This window comes from Streptomyces sp. URMC 129 (assembly GCF_051386415.1).
Classification (GTDB): Bacteria; Actinomycetota; Actinomycetes; order Streptomycetales; family Streptomycetaceae; genus Streptomyces.
Map to the genome: position 1 here is coordinate 1 of NZ_JBPQTQ010000231.1, position 4078 is coordinate 4078.

At 78.8% G+C, this 4078-nt stretch carries 1 protein-coding gene and 2 pseudogenes; all 3 read left to right on the forward strand.

Annotation, left to right across the window (positions count from 1 at the left end):
* Positions 1-907, forward strand: a pseudogene (locus tag ACSNOC_RS27175) (hypothetical protein); the annotation flags it as partial.
* Complete coding sequence (locus ACSNOC_RS27180) at positions 904-1773, forward strand: hypothetical protein (protein WP_436750232.1); 870 nt, start codon at positions 904-906, stop codon at positions 1771-1773. The pseudogene ACSNOC_RS27175 and the gene ACSNOC_RS27180, both read left to right, overlap by 4 nt.
* Positions 1774-1817: 44 nt before the next feature.
* A pseudogene (locus ACSNOC_RS27185) lies at positions 1818-4078 on the forward strand (hypothetical protein); the annotation flags it as partial.

The following is a 4078-nucleotide window of genomic DNA, read 5'->3' on the forward strand; positions in this document are numbered from 1 at the left end:
CGCCGAGCAGGCCAGGTACCGCACCGTCCAGTACGCGGAGGCGCTGCGCCGCACCCTCGACACCACCCGGCGCGACGTGCGCGCGGTCGACTGGCTGCACGCCGTTCCCGACATGATCACCGAGGCCCTGGACCACATCGCCGACCGGTACCGCCACGAGAACGCGATCCTCACCAACATCCGCCGGGCCCGCGACGAGGCCGTCGACACCGGGCACAAGCTGCGCGCCGCCGAGCTGGTCGACATCGTCAAGGACTGCATCCGCCGCCACACCCAGTTGCAGTCCCGGCTGCTGGAGGCCGGCCCGCTCTTCCGCGCCGAGCAGGACCGGCAGGCGTTCCGGCCGCCCGCCGCCCGCGCCGGGACGGACCTCTACGGGCAGCTGCTCGCCCCGCTGCTGCCGCTGCCCGTCGAGCGGGCCACCCGCGTCACCGACGCCTTCTTCGCCCGCGGCACCGGGCCGCGCCCGCCCGCCGCCGTGCGCCTGGGCGACCTGACCGAGCTGCTGCTCACCCCGCCCGCGCCGCGCGAGCACCTGGGCGCCGAGCTGCCCGAGCCCGACCTGGTCGCCACCCCCGACGACAGCCGCTTCAGCGAGGAGCAACTCGCCGCCGCGCTGGAGCTGCTGCGCCTCCCCGAGGACGCGCCGCGCCGCCTGTCCGGCCTGCTGGCCGACGCCCGCCGCACGGACCCCGACCTGCCGTACCTGGTCGCCCTGCTCGTCGTGCACGCCGCCAGCCCGCCGGTCGGCACCGCCTACCGGCAGGGCGATTCCCGGCTGCTGTTCGCCGTGGACGACGGCACGGAGCTGGACGACCCGGAGTTCGGCGGCGCCGACCTGATCGTCGGCACCGCCCTGCTGGACGCGGCCGGGATGGCCGCCGAGCGCTCGGAGGCGACCCCGTGACCGATGCCCCCGCCACCGTTTCCCCGGAGTCCCGCGGCGGCGGGCCGCCGACGCCCGCCGACGCCGCCGACGCCGCGCGGCTGGTCGCGTTCGGCCTCCAGCCCCGGCTGCTGCCCGCCCGCGACGCGGAGTACGCCACGCTCCTGCGCCGCTATCAGGAGGAGCCCGCCTTCGCGCGGCTCGCGGACGCCGTCGCCACCGGCCTCGGCCTGGTCGTGCTGGAGGTCTCCCCCCGCGCGGGCATGGCCGTCGCCGCCGCCGAGGACTCCGTCTTCGCCGTCCGCATGGGCGAGTACGCGCGCCGCGCCACGGCCGACACCGCCGACCGGTTCCTGCACGGGCTGGCCCATCTCGCCGTCGCCGCCCTGGCGTTCCCCCGCCCCGCGGATCTGGCCGACGACGGCTACATCGGCCGGATCTCGGTCAACGGCGTCGAGGCGTTCGTCCGCCAGGCGTGCCGCCGGCTGGAGGAGCGCGCCGCCGAGCGCGGGGAGAACACCGACCCGGCCACCGGGGCGCCGGGCCTGGAGGCCGCCTGGCGGGTGTATGCCCGGCGCAGTGCCACCGGCGCCACCAAGGACGCCCGGCGGCTGGCCGGCTCCACCACCGGCATCGTCGGCAAGGCCGTCGCGTTCCTCACCGACTCCGGATTCCTCCAGCGGACCGGGGACGAGGCCGGCGGCACGTACCGCACCACCGCGCGGTACCAGCTGCAGGTCCGCGACATGGCGGCGGGCGCCGCCATGACCGAGCTGCTGGAGCTCGGCGTCGTCCCGGTCGGCGACGGCGGCGGCTCGCTGGTGCCGCCCGGCGACGACGCCGACGACGACCTCGCCGACGGCGCCGGCCTGCCGTTCCACCGCTGACCACCGCCGCCCGCACGCCCGCGACCCCACGAGAGTTCCCCGCCATGTACGAGCTGTCCCGGATCCGCCTCTACTCCATCGGGCCGGCCGGCGCCCGGTACGCCGACACCGTGCTCGACCTGCGCGGCGTCGGGGACCCGGTGCCCCGGCCGGCGCCCGCGCAGGCGGACTTCTTCGAGGACGAGCCCACCGGCCCGCCGCGCCGCCCGGCCCCCGCCGGGGTGCTCTTCCTGGAGAACGGCGGCGGCAAATCCGTGCTGCTGAAGCTGATCTTCTCGGTCATGCTGCCGGGCCACCGCAACACGCTGGGCGGCGCCAGCTCCGGCGTGCTGCGCAAGTTCCTCCTCGCCGACGACTGCGGCCACGTCGCCCTGGAGTGGCAGCACACCCTCACCGGCGAGACCGTCGTCGTCGGCAAGGTCAGCGAGTGGCGCGGCCGGCAGGTCTCCAGCGACCCCCGGAAGTTCGCCGAGGCGTGGTACTCGTTCCGGCCGGGCCCCGGCATGAGCCTGGACTCGCTGCCCGTCGCGGAATCCACCGTGCTGCGGCCCCCCGGGGCCGCGGGCGACGGCACCTCCGGCGCCCGGGGCAGGCGCCGCACCATGAAGGGCTTCCGCGACGTCCTGACCGAGACCGGCCGCGCCTATCCGAACCTCGACGTCGTCTGGGAGGAGGTCCACGAGCGCTGGGTCGACCACCTCGGCCGCCTCGGCCTCGATCCCGAACTGTTCCGCTACCAGCGGGAGATGAACGCCGACGAGGGCGAGGCCGCCGGCCTGTTCGCCGTCAAGACCGACGCCGACTTCACCGATCTGCTGCTGCGGGCCGTCACCGACACCCGCGACACCGACGGACTGGCCGACCTCGTGCACGGCTTCGCCCACAAGCTCGGCCGCCGCGAGGAGCTGGCCGCCGAGCGGGACTTCACCGCCGGCTCGCTGGACCTCCTGGCCCGCGTCACCGAGGCCGCCGGCGAGCGCGAGGCCGCCCGCGCCGTGCACACCGCCGCCCAGCGGCGGGCCCGCGCCCTCGCCCGGCGGCTCGCCGCCCGGGGCGCCGGGGAGCGCGCCCGCGCCGCCGCCCTCGCCGAGCGCGTCGCCGCCGCCGCGGCCACCGTCACCGACGCCGACGCCCGGCGGGCCCGCGCCGCCCGCGTCGCCGCCGAGCTGGCGTACCGGCACGCCTCGCTCGCCCTGGCCGCCGCCGAGAAGGCCGCCGCCGCGCAGCGCCGCGAGCTCACCGACGCCCGCACCCTGCACGCCGCCTGGCAGGCCGCCGAAACCGTCCTGCAGCACCGCGCCGCCGCCGACCGCGCCGCCCGCGTCGCCGCCGCCATCCGCGAGGCCGAACGCGACGCCGCCCCCGCCCTCGCCGCCCGGAGCCGGGCCGCCGCCGCGCTGGTGCGCGCCCTGCACACCGCCGCCGCCGACAGCGAGCGGTCCGCGGCCGAGCTGGAGGAGCGCTCCACCGCCCTCCAGGCCGCCTCCGAGGCGGCCCACCGCGACGCCACTACCGCCGCCACCGAGGCCCAGCGCGCCCGCAGCGAGAGCGAGCACCTGCGCCAGCGCCTGGCCGAGGTCGAGCAGGAGACCGCCGAGGCGGTGCGCGCCGGCTGGCTGGAGCCTGCCGCGCCCGGCGCGGACGGCCCGCTGCCCGACCCGGCCCGCGCCGCGCTCGCCGCCGCCGACGCCGAGCGGGCCGCCGTCGCCGCCTGGGAGACCGCCCGCGAGGCCGCCGCCCGCACCGCCGAGCAGGCCCGCGAGGCCACCGCCGAGCACGCCCGCGCCGAGCTGGCCGCCGCCCGCGCGGCCGACGCCGCCGAGGCCGCCGGCGCCGCCCTGGACGCGGAGCGCCGGGCCGCCGCCGCGCTCGCCGCCGAGCCCCGCCTCGCCGGACTCCTCGGCCTCCCGGCGGGCACCGGGGAGCCGGCCCTCACCGCCGAGGAGCTGGACCGGAACGCGGACGCGCTGACCGGCCTGCTCGACGACACCCTCGCCGCCGCCGAGCGGCGGCTCTTCGAGCTGCGCACCGCCGCCGCCGACGACGCGCGCATCCTCGCCGCCCTCGGCGACGGCGGCCTGCTGCCCGCCGGGCCCGACGTGCTCGCGACCGTCGCGTTCCTCGGCGAGCACGGCATCCCCGCCCTCCCCGGCTGGCGGTACCTCGCCCAGGCCGTGGACCCCGCCGACCACGCCACCGTGCTGGCCGCCCGCCCCGAGCTGGTCGACGGCGTCGTCATCACCGACCCCGGCAGCCACGCCCGCGCCCGCGAGGTCCTCTCCGGCGCCGCGCTGCTGCCCCGGTC